Annotated in this window: 13 protein-coding genes; 2 read left to right on the top strand and 11 right to left on the bottom strand. The window is 58.2% G+C overall.

Annotated features, from left to right (window positions below):
* Nucleotides 1-10 precede the first annotated feature (10 nt).
* The 4 genes from HY868_20540 to HY868_20555 all read right to left on the bottom strand — a co-directional run bounded on the left by HY868_20540 (nucleotide 11) and on the right by HY868_20555 (nucleotide 4,406).
* On the bottom strand, nucleotides 11-814 hold the full coding sequence (locus HY868_20540) for a ferric reductase-like transmembrane domain-containing protein (protein MBI5304534.1): 804 nt from the start codon (nucleotides 812-814) through the stop codon (nucleotides 11-13).
* Between the two features lie 110 nt (nucleotides 815-924).
* A complete protein-coding gene (locus HY868_20545) occupies nucleotides 925-1,710 on the bottom strand; it encodes a hypothetical protein (protein ID MBI5304535.1) in 786 nt (261 codons plus the stop codon).
* Nucleotides 1,703-2,275, bottom strand: a complete 573-nt coding sequence (locus tag HY868_20550; protein MBI5304536.1) for a sigma-70 family RNA polymerase sigma factor — start codon at nucleotides 2,273-2,275, stop codon at nucleotides 1,703-1,705. The genes HY868_20545 and HY868_20550 overlap by 8 nt, the downstream gene beginning before the upstream one ends.
* A 100-nt stretch (nucleotides 2,276-2,375) precedes the next feature.
* Nucleotides 2,376-4,406, bottom strand: a complete 2,031-nt coding sequence (locus HY868_20555) for a DUF2029 domain-containing protein (protein ID MBI5304537.1) — start codon at nucleotides 4,404-4,406, stop codon at nucleotides 2,376-2,378.
* Between the two features lie 243 nt (nucleotides 4,407-4,649).
* Here HY868_20555 and HY868_20560 point away from each other — a divergent pair, with 243 nt between their 5' ends.
* Entirely contained in the window at nucleotides 4,650-5,567 is a 918-nt protein-coding gene (locus tag HY868_20560; protein ID MBI5304538.1) for a lyase, read from the top strand.
* 13 nt (nucleotides 5,568-5,580) lie between these two features.
* On the opposite strand, the gene HY868_20565 is transcribed toward HY868_20560, so the two are convergent.
* Both HY868_20565 and HY868_20570 read right to left on the bottom strand, forming a co-directional pair.
* Nucleotides 5,581-6,741 (bottom strand): aminotransferase class V-fold PLP-dependent enzyme, encoded by a 1,161-nt coding sequence (locus HY868_20565; GenBank protein MBI5304539.1) that lies wholly within the window; start codon nucleotides 6,739-6,741, stop codon nucleotides 5,581-5,583.
* Nucleotides 6,742-6,818: 77 nt separating this feature from the next.
* Nucleotides 6,819-7,571 carry an SDR family oxidoreductase gene (locus HY868_20570; protein ID MBI5304540.1) on the bottom strand — a complete coding sequence of 251 codons (753 nt, stop codon included), beginning with the start codon at nucleotides 7,569-7,571 and terminating at the stop codon, nucleotides 6,819-6,821.
* An 80-nt stretch (nucleotides 7,572-7,651) separates the two neighbouring features.
* Between HY868_20570 and HY868_20575 the strand changes: the two genes are divergently transcribed.
* The gene (locus HY868_20575; GenBank protein ID MBI5304541.1) at nucleotides 7,652-7,897 is read left to right on the top strand and encodes a hypothetical protein; all 246 of its coding nucleotides are present in this window, start codon (nucleotides 7,652-7,654) and stop codon (nucleotides 7,895-7,897) included.
* A gap of 183 nt (nucleotides 7,898-8,080) precedes the next feature.
* Here the strand turns inward: HY868_20575 and HY868_20580 are convergent, their stop codons facing one another.
* The 5 genes from HY868_20580 to HY868_20600 form a co-directional block, all read right to left on the bottom strand.
* Nucleotides 8,081-9,313 (bottom strand): MFS transporter, encoded by a 1,233-nt coding sequence (locus HY868_20580; protein ID MBI5304542.1) that lies wholly within the window; start codon nucleotides 9,311-9,313, stop codon nucleotides 8,081-8,083.
* A 74-nt stretch (nucleotides 9,314-9,387) separates the two neighbouring features.
* Complete coding sequence (locus HY868_20585; GenBank protein ID MBI5304543.1) at nucleotides 9,388-12,750, bottom strand: UvrD-helicase domain-containing protein; 3,363 nt, start codon at nucleotides 12,748-12,750, stop codon at nucleotides 9,388-9,390.
* 117 nt (nucleotides 12,751-12,867) lie between these two features.
* Nucleotides 12,868-15,963, bottom strand: coding sequence for a PD-(D/E)XK nuclease family protein (locus HY868_20590; protein ID MBI5304544.1), 3,096 nt, complete (start codon nucleotides 15,961-15,963; stop codon nucleotides 12,868-12,870).
* Between the two features lie 21 nt (nucleotides 15,964-15,984).
* Nucleotides 15,985-16,344 carry a DUF5615 family PIN-like protein gene (locus HY868_20595; GenBank protein ID MBI5304545.1) on the bottom strand — a complete coding sequence of 120 codons (360 nt, stop codon included), beginning with the start codon at nucleotides 16,342-16,344 and terminating at the stop codon, nucleotides 15,985-15,987.
* A complete protein-coding gene (locus tag HY868_20600; protein ID MBI5304546.1) occupies nucleotides 16,341-16,676 on the bottom strand; it encodes a DUF433 domain-containing protein in 336 nt (111 codons plus the stop codon). The genes HY868_20595 and HY868_20600 overlap by 4 nt, the downstream gene beginning before the upstream one ends.
* Between the last annotated feature and the right edge of the window lie 9 nt (nucleotides 16,677-16,685).

The raw sequence follows: 16,685 nt of genomic DNA on the forward strand, positions 1-16,685 counted from the left end.
CCAATTTCTCTCAGCGCGTCGCGGGCACATCGTGCCGGGTTGACGCGTCGTCCATTTCCTTCACCAGTGGTAACCTGGTGACAAATTCATTCCCTGGGATATCTTCCGCGCGTGCGAAAATCTGCAGCGGGTATTCTGGCGCGCTGTACGGCGCGATAATCGAAATGATTGGCAAGTCGGCTTGACGGTGAGAACGCGGCAATACGAGTATCCGGGTTAGTACACGACGAACCGCCGGTATTCGTACCGCCAACAGGATGACCAACACGCCAAGATAGATAGTGAGTTCCTGTACCGCTTGCGGATCGCGGATCGCCAATTTTTTGCTCGCGGTCGTCGCGAGAATCGCGTGAAACGCAACGGCGTTGCCAGCAAAGTACACTAGCCGGTGTAATCCCTTCCAGTTTTTTCCCAGGCGTCGCATCGCCCAGCGATTCGATGTAACGGCGAGCGCACCCAGGACAAGCAGTCCCAGTAGACCCAGCAGAATAAACAACTGGGTGGGAAAGACTAGCCAGGATAACTGGTCCTCAAGAATATAGTACGCAACGTGAACGATTGCAAACCCAAAAGACCATAACCCCGCCGGTTTGCGAAGTTTGCTCGCGCTGTTCCACCCGAAATACAAATTCAATGGAGTCATCGCCAAGCAAATCAGGAGAAAACGCAATGCCCACTTGCCACTCTCGAGTTCAGGGTCGAAGGTGTGAGTTGCGCTCCAATCCGTACTTCCCTGCGTCAACACGACCGTCAGTACGGACACCGCAAACAGATTGAGCGCCGCCCAGCGCCAATTGGATTTGAACCAGGTCATTTTCGCTCTCCATTCGAACCAGTCTGCGCGTTCACACTCCTTATACAACTGTGAGAAAAGAAAAGTTCCCGGCTGGGCGTCACAGTCGGGAACAAGTACACTCGCACTCGTCATTGAAGCGACTCGGCAAATCGAATTGCCGCGTCTTTACTCAACGGCGTTTCGAGCCGATACGTAACCTCTCCCACTTCCCACGCGAGCGTATTCGCGTTGACCGAACGCGCGCTATCCAATCGCGGCTTGCCTGTCGCATCGAGTGTGACGAGCAAGTGCGGCGCGCCCGATAACCACAGCGCGCGTCGTCCTTTGACCGAGGTCTCTTCGATCACCGTGCCGCCGCTCACCAATTTGCCGTACAGAAAATTCGTCGCCTGATACAGCGTGAACGCGGGCGCGTTCGCATCGTCAAAAACCAAGATGACTTGTTGCGCGCCAAAATCTGGAATGCTCTGCAAATACACGCGTGTTGGCAAGCGCGATGCCGGCAAAAGAATTTTGAACCGGCTTTGCGCTTGTGCGTCTGCCAAGATCGTTTCGCAACATTGACCGCTTGGCGTTCGCGTCCCTGACGATGATGGTGTTTGGGTGATCGAAACCGTCGGGGTCAGGGTGACGGGAATGATTCGCACCGTTCGTAAACCTAGCCACTGTGCTAACGCCTCGCGCGCGTCCGGGAACGCGAGCAAAATCGCGATGGCGAGAACGAGCGCGGCGATGAGTGTGAACGCGCGACGCGATAATCTGAAAACGCGCACGGATTGCCGTGTTTCCAATGCTGCCCGTACTCGCGTCGCCAGCGCGGGCGTCGCGGGATACGCGATAGTCGCGCCGGCGCGAATCAACGCCGACTCTAGTTTTTCAAATTCGTTTTTCGTACCCAACTGATTTCTATTCACCGACCAGTGGCTCCAAATCGGGAAACTCGCGTCGAATCACCTCGCGCAATTTTGCAAGTGTACGGTGCAATCGCGATTTAACGGTACCCAGCGGAATCTGCAACACATCGGCGACTTGATTTTCAGGTAATTCAATAAAATAACGCAGCTTGATAATCATCTGGCTCTCAGAGTCCAAGCGACCAACCGCTTGGAGCAAGCGTTCATCTTGTTCGTGTGCGACGGTCACATGTTCAGGTGACACCGTTTCTTCATTCATCAGTGCTTGTCGCGCGAATCGTTCCGTCATTCGTGTGCGTCGTTGCTGTGACTTGACGCGATTGAGCGCCTGATTCGCGACGATCCGCAAAATCCACGGACGAAACGGCTGACCCAATCGAAACGAATTCAACGCGCGAAAGGCGCGCACGAACGCGTCCTGCGCGGCATCGGCGGACTCGTGCTCGTCGTGCGTAATGAGCCATGCCGTGCGGAAGGCGATTTGTTCGTACTCGCGTACGAGCAATTGATATGCGTTTACATCGCCGCGTTGGGCGCGCGCGATCAAAGTCTGTTCGTCGTTCAATCGTTTATCCACGCGCGTGGAATCGAACCGCGTATTGTTTCACTGATAATACAACGCACACTCGGTCCGGGTTCCCAATTGATTGACGACGCTTTGCCCATCAGTGTAAGTGTGGGCTGTCTGGCGACAATTCAGATTTCTTCAAAAACCGGGCGATCTGCCATCCTAGAATCGCCAGGATACTGAGATGGACAAAAAGGTGCGGCAACAGATTCTGGGTCCAATACCATCTATCCACCTGAATTAGTGTCAATCCGATAAAGCACCAAGCAACTACCGCCGGGCGCAAACGACTCCACGCCATCCAGACCAGAATCGGAATCAGGAGAAAAACATAGTGGTGATAATGGACTTGGTGAGCCGCCACAACGGATCCCATACCAAGGACGAGAAACAGTGGCTCGCGCTGACCAAGTCGAAATGAAAGGACGGCGCTGATTACGAAAACCACACCCAGATACAAGCCGAGCCAATACTGCGCGTCTTGCCATGCCGATTGTTGAATCCAGCCAATAGATACTAGGACCGATACGAGCGACAGAGAAGTACCGACAAACTCACCCAACAAATTCCTGAACACATCCACATATGTGCTGAAAATGCTCCAGCCGAAATAGAGATCAGTGAGGATGAGCGCGCCGGTCAGGATGACCAGACTCCAAGAAATTGCGTGCCAACTGCGCCCACTCGCCAGATAGAGCAAGAAGAATCCTGGGGTTACCTTGGTCAAGATCGCCAAACTCATTCCGACGCCTGCAACCGCCGGCGCAGTCCCTTGGTAGATGAACATCAAGAAAATTCCGAACACGCTGATCAGATTGATTTGTCCAATGTGTACGAGTTCCAACAGTGGCGCATAGGCAAATGCAAGAGGGAACCACCACCAAATGTGGTTCAATGAGTATCCATATCGCCGAGCGATTCCGACAAGGATCAGGGCAAGCAAAGCAAGATGCACTGCCAGGAACATCGCGACCCGCAGTTCCTCAGGAAATATGTTTGCAAAGAGAGCAATTACAAAGAGCGCCGGTGGAGGATAGATGAAGCGGTATGGAGAGTGTCCACGAATATCATACGGGTCGTCGCCTGCCACGGCGCGTTGAAACGCGCGTAGATAAGAAGTGTTAAAGTCAGACAACAGTCCCTGAGGAACTGGGATCACGGATAGGAAATTCAACTCGGTCCGAATTCCAAGCATGACGTACCACATCAAGAGCATCCCTACCCCAACTCTGGCTATTGCCCTGGGAACTGATCCTATCTTCAGGTACGTTAATGCCGTGATGGAAGGTCGCCGCGGCATCTGCGACTGTGTTCCCACTCTCGAACCAACCCAGCCACGCACTGCCGTAACCATCCCCGTCACAAACACGGCAAGTAGTACGACCTCCAATTGCGCGAGTCGGAAAAACGCGGTTTGAATTGCGATGAGCAAAATGATGACACAGCCGGAGAAAAACGCCAGTCGAGCCGAAGCGCCCAAAATGCGACTCACCCAATACAGCCCGACCGCGAGCGTCATCGCAAAGACCAGTTGCCCTGGCGAAGGAATCGTCAAAAGGGCTAGCCAGTCTTGGAGCGTGTTTGGAGGAACCCACTGCGGACGAATCTCAACGCGGTGCACTGCGATTCCCAATTCGCGCGTGTCAATGGACGTCGGGTACAATTCGCTCAGAACGAAACCGGCTGAATGAAAACCGACGACGAGTTCCTCTGGACGTAAGGATACAGTGTCAGTGATCAAAAAAGACCAATCTCTCCAACCCGCCCTGGTGATTGAGCCGACCAGCGTTCCGTTGACGGTGATCGTTGTCATATAAACTTGGTCTTGATAACGCAATGCGTTCGTCCGCATATAGAGAAGGATCGGCGTCGCTTTCCCGATATTCATGAACCGAATACATGCGTCTCTCCCCGTCCAACGAAAAGTATGTTGTGCATCTTTATCCGGACCGAAAAATCCTTGCGTCAGGAGAAGATTGCCTCGCGCTAGATCAATTTTCGTTGGCAGCCGCGACTGATAGGCGATTGAGACCGATACAACTGAAATCAAAATGAGACCAACGAGATGTTTAATCCATCTCTGCCATAGCGGATTTCCAGATATCCCAGGAATGGACATGGATTTCATACGGACACTTGTCCTCTGGCATCTGATTTCTATTGATTGACGACACTATGCCAAGATGCTACAATCCCCCGCAAGGAGGTGCACATGTCGCAAAAGCGATTTGTCTTTTGCCTGTATACGTTCGTGTTCGTCCTGCTCGCCGCGTGCCGCAGTGAAATCGCGCCTGTCGCGCCTAGCCCGGTCGCGGCGACATCGCTGCCGACGCAACTCGCGCCGCTTCCTTCGCCAACACCACAACTCACGATCACGCCGACACGCGCGCCACAAATCACTCTGCAAGAATATCCGACGCCGCGCGGCTCGCGTCCGCACGATGTCGCACCCGCACTCGATGGCGGCGTGTGGTACACCGCGCAAGGTTCCGGCGAACTCGGCTGGCTCGACCCCGCGACCGGCGCGACACGCCACACCAAACTCGGCGATGGCTCCGCGCCGCACGGCGTCATCGTAGGTCCCGACGGCGCGCCCTGGATTACGGATAGCGGCTTGAACGCGATTGTCCGCGTGGATGCCAAGACAAATGAGGTCAAACGATTTCCATTGCCCGCCGAACGACGCGGCGCAAATCTCAACACCGCGACTTTCGACAAGCGCGGCGTGCTGTGGTTTACCGGGCAAGGCGGCGTGTACGGGCGACTCGACCCGGCGACCGGCAAAGTAGACGTGTTCGATGCGCCGCGCGGCGCGGGACCGTATGGCATCGCGACAACACCGAGCGGCGAGGTGTACTATGCGTCACTCGCGGGCAGTCACATCGCGCACATTGACATGCAGACCGGCAAAGCGACGGTCATCGAATCGCCGACCGCGCGACAAGGCGCGCGCCGCGTATGGTCCGATTCGCGCGGGCGAATCTGGGTGAGTGAGTGGAATGTGGGACAAGTGGGAATGTACATCCCGGAGACAAAGCAGTGGCGTGAGTGGAAATTGCCGGGCGAGCGACCACAAGCGTATGCAGTGTTTGTGGACGATCAAGACCTGGTGTGGATCACCGAATGGAGCACCAACGCGCTCGTGCGTTTTGATCCCGCGCGCGAAACGTTTCAAGTGTTTCCGCACGCGAGTTCACCCGCGAACGTCCGCCAAATCCTGGGTCGCCCAGGCGAAGTGTGGGGCGCGGAGTCGGGCGTAGACAAACTCGTCGTCGCAAGGACGCGATAATCTAGAATTCTTGTTATCGCATCACCTGCGGCAACAACACCGCGAGCGCATGAACAAGCGCGTCCACATCCGCGCGCGTGTTGTATCCTTGAATCGAAACGCGAATCCCCGGACAACCATTCCACGTGACGATGGGCGCTTCGACACGAAACTCGTCGTACAATCGGCGCTTGAGTGATTCGGCGTCGCACGACGGCAACGGGAACCTTGCCATCTGCGCGAACCATTCACGCGCATCCGGACAGAGCGGCGGTAAGCCGGTGAGCGCGGTGATTTGTTCGCGGGCGTATTGCAAAAGGTCGTGACACGCGTCGCGCACGCGTTCCCAGTCGTGCTCGTGGAAAAAGCGAATCGCCGCGCCGATGCTGAGAAAAGCGGCAATGTCGCGCGTCCCCATCCACTCTTGCTCGTCAATGAACCGCGACGCGCTCGGTCGCTCCGATTGCCAGCCCCAACTGACAACGAGCGGCTCGACGCGCGCTTGCATTGCGCGACGCGCGTACAGGAACGCGCAACCCTTGGGCGCATTCAACCACTTGTGCGCGTTCGAGGTGTAGAAATCCGCGTCAATCTCTGACAAATCAAGCGGAATCTGTCCGAGCGCGTGCGCGCCGTCAATCATCGTGATAATGCCACGCGCGCGCGCGCGGCGACAAATTTCTTGCGCTGGAAAAATCAGCGCGGTCGGCGAGGTGATTTGACTGAGAAAAACGACGCGCGTGCGCGGCGTGACCGCCGACCAGAAACGCTCGACAAAATCCGCGCCCGTCGTCACCGGCAACGGAATCGGCACGCGTGTATAAACTGATCCATTTTTCTCGCACAAGAATCGCCACGTCCGATCCATCGCGCCGTACTCGTGATCGGTCGTCACAATTTCGTCGCCAGGTTGCAATCGCAAACTACGCGCGACGATGTTGATCGCCGTCGTCGCGTTCGGCACGAACACCAGGTCGTCCGCTTCCGCGTTCACAAAGCCCGCAAGACGCGCGCGCGCTTGGCGCATCAAGTCGTCGAAACGCCGACCCAGGAATTCGACGGGCTGGCGTTCGAGTTCTAACTGCCAACGCTGATACTCTTCGAACACGGGGCGCGGGCACGCGCCGAACGAACCGTGATTCAGAAACACCACGTCGGGACGCAAAAGAAAAAGTTCGCGCAAATCATTCCCCATAAATTTACACCCACCGGATCGCGCAACGCTCGTCGCCATTGCCATTGGCAATCCGCCATCCGCCATCCGCCATCGCGTTACTGCGCCATTTCTCCACCGCTGATGAAAAACACTTCGCCGGTCACGAACGACGCGGCATCGCTCGCAAGGTACACCGCCAGTCCGCCAATTTCGTTCGGATCACCGGCGCGACGCAGCGGAATGCGCTTGAGAATTTTCGGTCCAATGTCTGGATCGTCCAGAACCGCCGAATTCATATCAGTGCGAAAATAGCCGGGCGCGATCACATTCGCGCGAACCTTGTAACGCGCCAGTTCGAGCGCGAGCGTTTTGGTCAAATTGATGACCCCGGCTTTACTCGCGCCGTACGCGCCAAACCCAGACACGCCTTTCGCGCCGGCGACCGACGCGAGATTAATGATGCTTCCCGATTTCTGTTCGGTCATCACACGCGCGACCTCACGACAAACGTAAAACACGCCGGTGAGATTCGTGCTCAAGACCCAGTTCCACGTTTCGTCGCTCATCTCCGCAATTTTCTCCGACCAACCCACGCCAGCGCTGTTGACGAGAATATCAATCCGTCCAAACTCGGCGCGCGTTTGCGCGATCATTTTGGCGACCGATGCGCTATCACTCACATCCGCTTCAATCGCCAAGCCACACCGACCTTGCGCCTGAATCGCGCCGACGACCTCATCCAATTGCTCGCGCGTGCGGCTGGCGACCGCGACCTCCGCGCCCGCGTCCGCGAACGCAAGCGCGATTGCGCGCCCCAGCCCGCGCCCACCGCCGGTGACAAGCGCGATTTTACTGCCGAGTTGAATCATTCGTCTACCACAGGTTTCAATTCAGTTGCGCACCAACTATCCGTATCCTATAATTCAGTCGTTGAATTGCAAGGAGAACCATGTCTCAACAAGTTATCGAATTACCTGAATCGGTCATTCAAGAATTGGATCGCCGGCATATTTCGCCGCACCAAGTCCGCGCATTCGTCGTCCAAGCCGTCGAAGCGTGGCTTCGCGTCCAAGCCGAAGCGCCAACTGGCGAGCCACCATTGACAACCTCACGATTTGCCAACAACGCAACTCCCTTCGCTGAAAAACTCGTGCGCGAGAATCGCGAGCTATTCGAGCGACTCGCCAAGTTGTAGGATCAATGTCTTCCGATATGCAAATCGCGGAAATCAATGATCTGCATTTCCCATTGAGCAAGTAATCCTCTTTTGTGTTGGTATCGCCGAAGAGAATGCGCGTCAAGCGCGTGGCGAATCATTGCGCCCTAAAACGATCACCGACATCGCGAATTGGTTTCGCGAACTTTTTGACATTCCCTCTTAGACCAACTGGTCATCCGTTCGTCTCATGCTCGCGACAAAAATCGCGAACGCGACAAATCCCAGGAACGACGACGCGAGAAATACATCGCGTACTTCTGCGCCGCGCGCGATGAATGACGCGGTGAATGGTCCCACCACGAACGCGACGTTCAACGGCAAGTAAATCATGCTCATCACCGAGCCGCGTTTTTCGGCGGGCACGTTGAGACTGATGATCGTGAACATCAGACTGCTCACCGATGGATTGATCGCGGCGATCAACGCCCACGCGAGCGCGAGCGACGTCATATCCGGCGCGAGATAGAGCGGCACGAACAAAACCGCCACCGCAAACATCAACCCCGCGAGCAAACGCCGATGCCCGGCGCGTTCCGCCAACGCGCCCCACACCGCCGAGCCGAGTAAGGTCGTGATGCCCGCGACGCCTTGTGTAACCCCAATCGCCGTCGGCGCGGCGCGTTCGCCGACGAGTTCGCCAATCCGCACCGGCAAGTACGGGAACGCGAAAAACGTCGCGGTGTTCGAAACCAAGTTGATCGCGAAAATCGTCACGGCGACCGGCGAGTGAATCACCGCGCGCAGCGCGTCGCCCAGCATCGTAAAAATCGGCGGCGTCGGTTTCGGCGTGAACGTTTCGCGATACAACGCCGTCAACAAAATCGCGGTGATCGCGGACACGATGGCATCCAATCCGAAAAGCCAGTGGATGCCGAACTGGGCGATAACGAATCCGCCCACCAGACCGCCGACGAGCGAACCCATCGGCGCGGAGCCGTTGACAAGTCCGAGCGCGAGCGCGACGCGATTTTTCGGCGCGACCTCGGTGAGCGACGCGTACATCAACCCGGTATTGCCGAGCGCAAACCCGGTGAGCGCGCGCGCGACCAAGTACAACCACACATTGTTGCTAATCGCCGCGAGCGCCATCGCCGCGACTTCGACATAGTAACTGCGAAGGATCAACGGCTTGCGCCCGTGCCGATCCGCAAGCACGCCCCAGAACGGGACGAACCAAATGCCGAGCGCGAAACCGGCGGCGGCAATCGGTCCCGTCCACGCGTTGATCTCGTCCGGCGTAAAACCGATGACGCGCAAAAATTCCGGCGTGAACAAGACGAAATGCGCGACAACCGCGACCTCGAGGAAATTCGCGAGTGCGAAGAGGAAGGTGAGAAGTTGCCAGGACTGGTTAGGTGGTTCGGTCGTCGGGTAGTTAGATGATTGATTCAATTTTGGACTTTCGATTTTGGATTTTGGATGAGCAAATTGCGAATTGCCCGATTGGCAGAAACTAATTTGGCAAGCTAACTTTTACCGCACACCACCACGCTGATCTCGCCGCGTACGTCGAGGAAGCAGAGCTGGGTTGCCGGCATCGCGCCGACCAGCGCGCGAACCGCGTCCGCATAACGCAAGACCTGCTCGCGATACTCGGCGATTTTTTCCTTCAACTTTTCCTCATCGCGAATATCGTCGGTTTTGAAATCTACTACGTGCCACACTTCGCCCGCGCGATACAACACGTCAATCACCCCTGTCTCGGTCTGACCGTCGCGTTGAAACGTGTACGGCAATTCGTGAAAGCGTTTCGCCGCGTTCATCTCCGCGTAGAGTTCGTGCCTTTGAAAGCGTTCGAGTAATCGTCGCGCCTCGGAAATTGTTTCGCCAATTTCAAGACGATCGGTCAATCCCGCCGCGAGCGCGTGCGGAAACAGAAATTCATGGAAATCCGCGCGGTCAGGGAAACGCCAACGCCGCAATGCTTCGTGCACCAACTTGCCGATGACCCAGGCAGGTCCACGCGGGCGTTGCGCGATCGGCACGATGCGCCAGACGCGCGGCGGCGGTTCGGCTTCGCGCGCGCGCATTTTTTCGTCAGCCAGTTCGCTCGCCGGCGCGACGATGGGAGAGATGAGCGGTTGGAAATTGGAAACTGGAAGTTGGAGGTTGGAAATTGGATTTTCAATTTTCGCTTCTTCGCTTCGCTCAGGACGATGTTTTTGATTTTCGATTTCGATCAACGGCGAGACCAAGCAACCGATACTTGTCTCCATCGCACTCAATTCGATTTCGATCGGCGTAGTGAGTGGCTCTGGAATCGTCGCGGTGTCGAGTCCAGTGGACGCGCCGAGTGGATCGAGCCAGCCGCCGAGCGTGAGCGTGCCATCGGTCTTGCGTTTCCCATGTCCGCAGACGATCAGTTTGTCTTTCGCGCGCGTCGCGGCAACGTAGAGCAAGCGACGATTTTCGGCGTCCGCGTGATCCTGGTCGCTCAAGCGCGCAATTAGATCTATCACCGAATGTTCTTGCGCTTCGGCGACCGTAAAGACGGGACCCAATTCCGCGTCGAGTAAAAAGGAACGTGCGGCGCGCGGTTCGTGCGCGGCATCCGCGATGACGACGACCGGAAATTCCAAACCCTTAGCTTTGTGCACCGTCATCAATTGCACCGATGCGCCGGCTTGGACTGGCGCTTCGCCTTCGCGCGCTTCCACATCGCGCAGCGTTTGCGCGTACTCGAGAAACTCGCCGATGCTCGTCAGCCCGCTCGTGTGCGCGTCGGCGAGCAATTTGTCCACGTTGCGGCGCGGTCGTTCGGAATCCGGCGCGAGACACAGCATCGCGCGATAGTCGGTTGCGTCGAGAAAAAATTTTAGCGTCGTGGCGACCGAGACGCGCCCGGCAAGTTGAATCGCGCGTCCCAGGATTTCGCGTGCGCGCGCCGCGCGCGCTGCATCGTCCGGCGCGAGCGACGTCAAATCGCCGCGCAATGCCGCCCAAAACGATCGCTTGGTTTCACCCGCACGCCGCAACAGATAAAGCGCGCCATCGCTCAAGGCAAATGCCGGCGAGCGCAACACACCCGCCAGCGCAAGGTCGTCGGTCGGGTCGGCAATCGCGGCGAGCGCGTTCATCAGGTCGCGCACTTCGGGACGCGCATAGAAACCTTTGCCGGCAACCGTAACAAATGGAATGTTCGCGCGCTCGAACGCGGCTTCATAATCCGCAAAATGCGTTGACGCGCGAAACAACAGCGCGATGTCGCCCCACTCGATTCGTTCCTCATCGCGCAGACGCCACAAGCGCGCGGCAAGCGCGCTCGCAGTTGCCGCGCGCGCTTCCGCCGCGTTTTCTCCGACGCCCAGACAAAATTCGACGAACGGCGCGCAGACGCCGGCGCGCGGTTCCGCGCGATGCGCGCGCAACGGCGAAAACGGAATCGCGTGGGGGCGCGCCGGGTCATCGGCGCCACCCAGGACGGGTTCGAGCAGCGTATTCAAATGTTCCACGAGTGATTTGTGCGCGCGATAGGTGAGATCGAGATTGAACGCCGCGCCCGCGCTCGCCGCCAGATCGGCTTGCACGCGGCGCAACACCGTCACATCGCCGCCGCGAAAACGATAGATGCTTTGTTTGCCATCGCCGACAACAAAAAGCGAATGGCGAATGGCGAATGGCGAATTTTGGAAACCGCTGAGCGCGTAGACGATGCGGCGTTGAAAATCATTCGTGTCTTGAAATTCGTCCACGAGGACAGCGCGCGTTTCAGATTGCCAAAGCACGCGCACGTCCGCGTTATTTTCGAGGAGCGCGACGGTCTGCGCTTCGAGATCGTCAAAATCGAGCGCGCGACGTTCGGCTTTCAGCGCATCGTACTCGCGAATCGCCGTATCGAACGCGCGGCGGAGTTGTGGCAGAGCATCCGCCGCGCGCAGATCGAGTTGCCAACGCGGCATCGCATCGCTCGCATTCTTGCCGCCGAGCCACGGATCGAGCGCCTCGTCGTAGGTCTCGCGCAAAACCTTGACCGCGTCTTTCGCCGCGCCTTTACTGCCGGCGCTGCCTCCCAGGTTTTCGCGGCGCAACGCGAACAGTTCGCGCAAGCGCGCATCCCAATCCTCCGCATTTTCAAATCGCGTCCAGCGCTCGAGGAGCGCGACGATTTGCGCGGCGAGTTTGTTGCCGGCATTGCCGATCAATTCGCCACGCGCGTGCAAATCGCGCAACGTCGTTAGCGCGGCGCGTACCTCGGGCGATTCGGTGTACCGCGCCACCGCGCGGGCGAGCGCAGTTTCCCAAACATCGCGCGGCTCGCTCGCGACGGCAAACGCCGCGCGCGCGGACAAGCGTTTTTCAATCAACGCGGTCAACATGTCGCGGAGCGCGTTTTCTTTGAGAAGTGCGAACAGCGCGGTGGCGTCGGCGTCGTTTGCCGCCCAGGTGAGCGCGGCGTCAATCGCTTGCGCGCGACATGCCGCGCCGGCATTTTCGTCGAGCACTTGGAAATCCGGATCAATCCCGGCTTCGGCGGGATGCGCGCGCAGGATCGCCGCGCACAAACCATGAATCGTGCCGATGCGCGCGCTTTCGAGTTCGGCAAAAGCAGACTCCCACAACGCGCGCTCAGAATTCGCTTCGGACGCGAGCCAGTACGCGATGTTCTCGCGGATGCGCGTCCGCATTTCGCGCGCGGCTTTATCGGTGAAGGTGATCGCGATAAGCGAACGCAGCGGCGCGCCTTGTTCGACGAACGCGAGAAAACGCGCGACGAGTGTGCGCGTCTTGCCAGACCCCGCGCCGGCAGTTACGAGAATGTCGGCATCGCGGCGCGTCACCGCGTCGTGCTGGGTCGGGTCGAGTGAGATGAGCGAGAGAATCGAAGACATGTGTGTTGGATGTTGGAATTTGGAATTTGGATGTCGGAGGTTGGAAATTGGATGTTGGACGATATTAATTGGATCGCAACTCAAGGACTCTAACTTTCAATTTCCAACCTCCTATTTCTATTTCTTCGGTTTATATCGCCAACAAAACGCGGTTGCCGCGCACCAAGCGGGACAGCCGCCCTCGGGTACGTGCGGCGCAAAATCGCCGCGTCGAACGCGTGCGGCGTGCGCGAGCGCGTGCGTTGTCGCCGTTTCAAACGCCGCGCCGATGCCGCCCGGATATTTTTCCAATTTCAAACTACTCGCTTTTGCCGCGCCGATGTGCCAGTACAACCCGGCAACCGGCTCGCCGATTTGCAACGCATCGCGCAACGCCAGCGCGTACAACGCGAGTTGTAGGCGCTTGCCGTCGTCCAAATCTTTTTTGCTGATAGGCGATGACCCGGCTTTGTAATCCAGCACGCGCAACTCGCCGGCATCGTTCACATCCACGCGATCAATGTACCCGCGCATTTGAATTTGTTCGCCGTTTTCGTCACACAAAGTCAACGGCGCATTCTCGCCTTTGCCAAACGCGAGTTCGAAATGCGCCGGTCGCCAGCCCGCGCTTGCCTCGTTCAACGCGCGCACAGTTTCGGCAAGAATGCGTTCCAATTCCGCGCGCTGTTGTTGCCACAACTCGGTCGGACGAAAACCGTACGTCGCCGGCGCATCGTCGAAAATTTTTCGCGCGATGTCGGGCAATGCCGCAAGCAACGCGTCGAGATTCGTCTGGTCGGACGCGTCGCGATAAAGCGTTTCGAGAATCGCGTGGTACATCGTACCGAGTTGGCGCACGTCGTAACCGGCTTGCGCGGGCGGACGCGGCTCCAGCCCGAGCGCGTACGCGGTGAAAAACGCATACGGGCATGTGCCAAACGTTTCTAGCCGGCTCGCGCTCCACGGACGCGTCGCCGGAAAATCCTGGGTCAGCCGCGCGTGCAATGCAGACAAGTCGCCTTCGAATTCTCCGCGCGCTTCGTCCGCCATGCGAGCGGACAGAACGGACGCGCCATGTCGCACCGCCTCACCACGCTCCCGGTAAAATTCACCAAAAGCAGGGAGAGGCGATTGGGGCAACAGGGTGAGGAGTTCCGCCAGCGATGCCGCATTCTCCGGCGACAGCGCATCTTCGGAACGCGCCGGCGCAACCTTCATCAATTGTCGAACGTGTTCCCAGTACGACGATGCTTCCCAGGGCTGACCATCGTCGGCGAGATAGGGACGCGTGAGCAATAATTTTTCGCGCGCGCGCGTCGCCGCTTCGTAAAAAATCGTCACTTCATCGCCGGAGAGACGCGGCGCGAGTTCCAACGCCGCGCGATCCGTCTCTGGCAAGAGCGGGTCTTCGGTTGCCGCGCGCGGGAATTCGCCTTCGGCGAGACCGACGAGTGCGACGGCGCGGAACGATAATCCGCGCGCCGACAAGACCGACGCGGCAAGGATCGTTTCGGTTTCATCTGGCGGACGCGCGCAGTACGCGGTCGCTTCAACCGCGCCGCGCAATTCCGTCCAGAACTCGGCAAATGTAATCGGACGCGCCGCGCCGAACGCCGCCTCGGCAAAGACGAGCGCGCGCAAAACATTTTTGAATTCGCGCAACGCGGCGACATCGCGCTCACGCGTTGCCGCGTGATTGCGCGCGCAATGAACTACGCGCAAACTCGCGTCCGATTCGCGCGCGTACTCGGTCAGCAATACCGGGTCGTCGCCGATGAGTTCTTCGAGCCACGCGACATGTTCGCGCAGGGTCGCCGCGGTTGGCGGCGTGAGACGCGCGGCGAACGCCTGAAACTTTTGCCAGAGCGCGGCGGCGATTGCGCCGGTCGGCGCGGTGAGTGACGGCTCCTCTTCGCGTTCCGCGGCATCGTCGTCGCGCCGCGCCGCGGCGAGGCGCGTGAGCGTGTCTTGCCACTGCGCAACGCCCGCCACGACTTGCCCCCAGCGCGCCGCGGCATCGAGTCGTTCGGCATCGCCCGGTAAAATTCGTTGCGCGGACCAATTGGCATACGGACTGCGCCACGCTTCGACGACGAGTCGGCGCGGAAAATCTTGTGCGGACAGCGCGAGCAGATTCATCAACGCGGCGACGGCGGGATTCGTCGCGAGGTTCGCGCCTTCGCGTAAAAAAATCGGCAAGCCAAACTCGGCGGCGATCTCTTCGATGAACGCGCGGTACGGTTCGCTGTTGCGCGCGAGCAACGCGACCTCGCCCGGCGCAAAATGATCGCGCACGATGCGCGCCTTGAGCCAACGCAACGCGGCGCGAATTTCTTCGGCGCGGTTGGGCGCTTCAATAAATTCGATTGCATCACTCTCCCCCGACTTTGAACGGGGCGGGGGTGTTGGTTCGAAGAGCGCAGATTCGAGATAGGTGAGCGGCGTGGCAGGGCGCGTGGAAGATGAGGGAACCGCGAGACCAGGCGCCAAGGTGGATTCGATGGCGGTGCGCGCACGGAGAAATCGGCGATGCGCGAGACGTTCACGCGAATCGCCAGTCAAGGTGACAAGCGTTTCATCCGTGCGTGTGGCAAGCAAGCGGAGAACTTCAAGTTGCGTGGGATTGAATTCGTCAAAGCCATCTACGACAAGCAAACGCCAGCCGCGCGCGAGGTTGGCATCGTTTTCAAGCGCGAGCGCGGCGAGCCAGCCCTGACCTTCGCCATCCGCCCAATCGGAAGCGAGCAAGCGTTGCTGATACGCGAGGTAGAGTCGCGCCAATTCTTCCAAACGCGCGCCGCGCCCGCGCACCGTATCCGCAAATTTCTCCGGCGTGATGCGCGCGCGTTTCAGTTCCTGGATGGACGCGTGCAAGATGCGCCAGAACCCAGGTTTGTTATGGATGTTCGCAAAAAAATGCAACGCGCCGGCGGTGTGGAGTTCGACCGCGAGGTCGCGCAACAAGCGAAAAATGATCGGCTCGTCGAGGCGCGCGACGAGTTGCCCGGCTTGCGCGAGCAATTCTTCGTAGAGCGTGTAGAACGTGCCGAGGTGTACGCCGATTGCACCGTCCGCGTGCGCGAGGCGGCGGCGAAACGCGGTGACGTTGGCGCTATTCGGCGCGACGACCCAGATCGTCGCGAGCGGATTGTCGCGGCGCAGTGTTTGGATGCGCGTAATGCAATGCGCGGTTTTGCCGGCGGCGGCAGGGGCGAGAAGGAGGTCAATTGGCATTTCAGAATTTGGGGCAATTCGTTACAACGGTAAATAGCGCACTTGATTTTCCCACTCGCCTTCGACACTGCACTCGGCAAGCAGTAGAATATCGGCGATGGCTTGAGCGATAGGAATAGATTGGCTCACCGCGAAAACACCTGGCATCGGCAAACTATCATTGACTCGCCTGTACGCATGCGCCGTCATCGTGCTGACATCGTGGGTTAGCACAACACGCCGCTCATGCGCTGCCCATTCCAGAACTCGCGAGTCCACCGTCTCGCTCAACCCTACATCTTGAGCGCGAACAATTTCCAAATCCGGTTTTTTTCGTAACAAACCGCGCAAGATGTCATTATCGAAATCCTCGTCCACCAAAAAGCGAAGCGCTGCGCTCATGGTGATTTTATCTGACGCGCTAATAGCCGTTGGCGGATCCCCTGCGGCGGGAAGCGTCGCTCGTTCTCTTGCCGAACTTGCTCGACAATTTCCTGACGATCTACCAGATACTGGTCCAGTTCCTCACGATGCCAAAGATAGTAGGTGATGACGGCGTAGATGTCGGTCAGATTGAGTGAAGGATACTTTAGCAAAATCTCCTCTGGAGCGTAACCACTATTAAACGCGCTGACGATTGTGTCCAAACGCACGCGCGTTCCGGCAACACGCAAAACGCCATCATCATCCATTCGGCACGGCGCGGGTTGCGCGACCAACACATCGGTAATCATATAATTGGT

This window comes from Chloroflexota bacterium, from assembly GCA_016219275.1.
In the GTDB taxonomy this organism is placed as follows: domain Bacteria; phylum Chloroflexota; class Anaerolineae; order UBA4142; family UBA4142; genus JACRBM01.

Bases quoted from the DNA above. Each gene is read 5' to 3' on its own strand.
- HY868_20540 (MBI5304534.1), bottom strand. From the start codon at position 814: ATGACCTGGTTCAAATCCAATTGGCGCTGGGCGGCGCTCAATCTGTTT.
- HY868_20555 (MBI5304537.1), bottom strand. From the start codon at position 4,406: ATGAAATCCATGTCCATTCCTGGGATATCTGGAAATCCGCTATGGCAG.
- HY868_20565 (MBI5304539.1), bottom strand. From the start codon at position 6,741: ATGGGGAATGATTTGCGCGAACTTTTTCTTTTGCGTCCCGACGTGGTG.
- HY868_20570 (MBI5304540.1), bottom strand. From the start codon at position 7,571: ATGATTCAACTCGGCAGTAAAATCGCGCTTGTCACCGGCGGTGGGCGC.
- HY868_20575 (MBI5304541.1), top strand. From the start codon at position 7,652: ATGTCTCAACAAGTTATCGAATTACCTGAATCGGTCATTCAAGAATTG.
- HY868_20585 (MBI5304543.1), bottom strand. From the start codon at position 12,750: ATGTCTTCGATTCTCTCGCTCATCTCACTCGACCCGACCCAGCACGAC.
- HY868_20590 (MBI5304544.1), bottom strand. From the start codon at position 15,963: ATGCCAATTGACCTCCTTCTCGCCCCTGCCGCCGCCGGCAAAACCGCG.
- HY868_20595 (MBI5304545.1), bottom strand. From the start codon at position 16,344: ATGAGCGCAGCGCTTCGCTTTTTGGTGGACGAGGATTTCGATAATGAC.
- HY868_20600 (MBI5304546.1), bottom strand. From the start codon at position 16,676: ATGATTACCGATGTGTTGGTCGCGCAACCCGCGCCGTGCCGAATGGAT.